This is a genomic window from Parcubacteria group bacterium CG10_big_fil_rev_8_21_14_0_10_36_14 (genome assembly GCA_002772895.1).
Lineage (GTDB): Bacteria > Patescibacteriota > Patescibacteriia.
The window spans coordinates 715-4,024 of record PFCS01000010.1 but is presented as its reverse complement, the minus strand read 5'-3'; the positions used below and the strand labels follow the sequence as shown (position 1 = coordinate 4,024).

General features: G+C 35.3%; 4 protein-coding genes and 1 pseudogene (1 of these 5 cut by a window edge). All 5 read right to left on the bottom strand.

All coding sequences use genetic code 11. The annotated features are described in order from the left end of the window. Positions 1-453: hypothetical protein (locus tag COU51_00865; protein PIR67012.1), on the bottom strand; the 453-nt coding region annotated here is incomplete at its 3' end. A 1-nt stretch (position 454) separates the two neighbouring features. Further along, complete coding sequence (locus COU51_00860) at positions 455-1,897, bottom strand: hydrogenase (GenBank protein ID PIR67011.1); 1,443 nt, start codon at positions 1,895-1,897, stop codon at positions 455-457. A gap of 4 nt (positions 1,898-1,901) precedes the next feature. Then, complete coding sequence (locus tag COU51_00855) at positions 1,902-2,549, bottom strand: hypothetical protein (GenBank protein PIR67010.1); 648 nt, start codon at positions 2,547-2,549, stop codon at positions 1,902-1,904. Position 2,550: 1 nt separating this feature from the next. After that, a complete protein-coding gene (locus COU51_00850; protein ID PIR67009.1) occupies positions 2,551-3,309 on the bottom strand; it encodes a formate hydrogenlyase in 759 nt (252 codons plus the stop codon). Further along, positions 3,299-3,310, bottom strand: a pseudogene (locus tag COU51_00845) (hypothetical protein); it runs 195 nt beyond the window's last position. Before COU51_00845 ends, COU51_00850 begins: the two are co-directional and overlap by 11 nt.

Here is a 3,310-nt window from a genome sequence, read left to right as displayed (position 1 = left end):
GCCACTAGCTATTTGAGGTCTTTTTTGCCAATCATAATCTTTTCTTAAAGGAAAAACATCTATTGGCCAATTTTCGTGAAGAATGATTGGTCTTTTATCATGGCACCCGATTGGATCAAGACCAAAAAATGTCTTTATTTTTCTTTCGTAGTTTAATGCTTCATAAATAACAAGGGAGATTGAAGGAAATTCTGTTTTATTTTTTAATAAAATAAAAGGGATTATAAATAAATTTTCTTTTGGCACGCCAAAAATATACCAAATTTTAAAATAGCCATTTTCTGCTCTTTCGTCGGTCGCGGCAATAAGCTTGAGTGAAAGATTTTTATTAGCGTATAAATCATGAGTGGCCTTCTTTATCTCTAAAGTTGATACTTCAAAAGTAGCGCTGTTGTTATGGAATTCAACCTGCGCGTCTTGGGGAATAAATTGTTGTATTTTCTTTTTAATCATATTAGTAGTGAGAAACAGCATCATTTATTAATGTGGATAAAAATGGTGGAATATAAAAACTTAAAATGATCGTGATTGCCAATAATATCATTGGTGGAATAATTAACCAGACACTACTTTCGCCGGCTTCAATGTCTTTAGGTTTCTGGCTAAAAAATATACTGCTGACATGTTTAAAAAATCCAATAAACAGAATCGTCATCAAAAATAGAGCTAACACACTAATCACAGGATAGGTTTTTATACCTTCGGAAACAATGAGTACTTTACTAAAAAATATGCCAAAGGGCGGAGTACCGGTAATCACTAAAAAACCTACGATAAAAATAATGCTCGTTATAGGCAGGGTCGTTAGTACGCCTTTAATTTTAGAAATTTTTGTTGAACTATATTTTACAAATATTGTCCCGGCGGATAAAAATAAAGCCGATTTTATCAGAGCATGATATATCATATGCAGGATGGCACCCAAAATGCCTAAACCGCTCAACCCAAAACCGAGTGCAATAATACCCATATTTTCAATACTTGAATAAGCTAACAGTCGTTTATAGTTTGTTTGAGTTAAAATAATAAAGGCGGCAATAGCAATAGAAAATAAACCAAAAGCAATCAATAAATTTTGAGTAAAATGTTGACCAACAACTGCATCCGTAATCATTTTAAATCGAAGAACAACAACAAGCGCCACATTCAGTAATACTCCAGACAATAGGGCGCTGATTGGCGCCGGGGCTTTACTGTGAGCATCCGGCAACCAAGTGTGCATGGGTGCTAGCCCGACTTTTGTGCCGTAACCGATCAAGACAAAAATAAAAGCTATTTTGGCAATCAATGGATCCAAATGAGCGCTATTAGCCATGAGTGATTGCCAACTAACAAATCCGTCTCCGCCAAGTGGGCTGGTGGAAGTAAAATATAACAGCGTTCCAAAAAATCCCAAAAGCAAACCAATGGAATTGATAATCAAATACTTCCAGGCCGCCTCCATAGCTGATGGCTTATTGTAAAAACTAATAAGAAAGGCGGTGGAAAGCGTCGTGGCTTCAATAAAAATCCAAGCAAATACTGGATTGTTGGCGGTAATAGCTAATAACATTGCTACCAGAAAAATATTTAACAAAACAAAATATTGTTTTATCCTTGTAAAACCGATAATGCCCTTGGCGGTTTCCTGACGAAGATATTGAATAGAATAAATAGTCGCAATAAATCCGACGCAGGCAATAATGAGCATCACAATCGCTCCGAGCGAATCAACCGAGAAAAAAACGAATGGAGAATAAACACCGAAAGCGGAAACTTTCAAAGCAACAGCTATAGATTCAAACAATGTAATGGAAGAGGCGAGAATAGAAAAAAATTCAATCGCAAATCTTCGTTTAATTAGCATGTTTAAAAGCGCTGTGATTATTAAAATTGTGATTATAAATAGTATCTCCATAATCTTAATCTTTTAAATTATTCATTGTCGTTACATTAAGCGTTCCAAAGTGTCTATAAATCATAGATATAAATATGGTAGCAATAATGAGCCAAATAAAAATATTAAACATAATACCAAGTTGAAGCATAGGTGATTGTTCCAAACCTGCAAAAATAGTAAAGGCGACAATATTATTCTCCAAAGAAAGAATTCCAATAATTTGCGATAAAGCGCCTTTACGGTTAATAACTAAGAACAGTGAAAGGAATATTGAGGCCAGAGCCAGTGATAACAAGGCTTGGTTGGCTGGAATAATACCGGTTAGTGGCGCGAATTTTTGGGAATGGGCGACAAAAGTCAAGGTGGCAATAATTATTAAGGTTAATGGCGTATTGAGATAAGTGCTAACAGAAAACATTAATGCATGCTGTCGAATTAACTTAATAAAAAATATTGGCGTTAAAATTACTTTAACAATAAAGATAAGCAGAGTAATAAAGAGTAAAGATGTATTACCTGTTTCAAAAAAAGAATTGAAAAGTATTATGGCAATCATCAATGATTGAAGACTGTACGACAGGGTCGCTCCAAAATTCTTTTTTGTAATATGTAAAAAGATAATGGTTCCAAAAACTATCTCCAGTAAAAATTGCAAGTTTAGAATATTCATTTTAGTGAATGATGCCGAGGGCTATCACATTAAGAATAAAAGAGATTAACAAAAGATCCGGTAATCGGAAAAAACGAAACTTAGCCATACTAGATTCAATCAAGGCAATAACCAAACAAAAAATAAGTATCTTTACCATAAAAATAGCAATGCCTGCAACGATCGCGCCAGTATATGCATTTTGCGCTAAACCTAAAGGAAAAAACAAATTTGTTCCCAAAGCAAAGAAAATAAGTAGCTTATTAGCGGAAGCCCATTCCATCAAGGCTAATCTTTTACCGGAATACTCTAAAATCATTGCTTCGTGAATCATCGTCAATTCCAAATGAGTGTCCGGATTGTCATATGGAAACCTTGCTGTTTCAGCCAGTAGCACAATAAAAAATCCGCTAAAAGCCAACAGCGCAGAAAAAAAATGTTGACCCTGTCCAAATATAGAGCTGGAAATGGCAAATAAATTCGTAGTGTCACTGATTAAGGCCACTGTCAAAAGAGAAAAAATAAGTCCACCTTCCGCTAAAGCAGAAAGAGTCATTTCTCGGCTGGAACCGAATCCTCCGAAAGCACTCCCCGTATCCATACCGGCTAACGCCAAAAAGAAAGTACCGATAGAGAGTGCATACACGATAATCAGCATATCTCCGGTTAAAGTATTATTGAAAAAAAGTCCAAAGAGAGGAATATTCGCTCCTACCACAATAGTTACGGCAAAAATAATAAATGGAGCAGAATGAAAAATCCACGAGGCATCACGGCTTATT

Excerpts from the sequence above, each read along its gene's own strand:
- COU51_00860 (PIR67011.1), bottom strand. The coding sequence starts at position 1,897 with ATGGAGATACTATTTATAATCACAATTTTAATAATCACAGCGCTTTTA.
- COU51_00855 (PIR67010.1), bottom strand. The coding sequence starts at position 2,549 with ATGAATATTCTAAACTTGCAATTTTTACTGGAGATAGTTTTTGGAACC.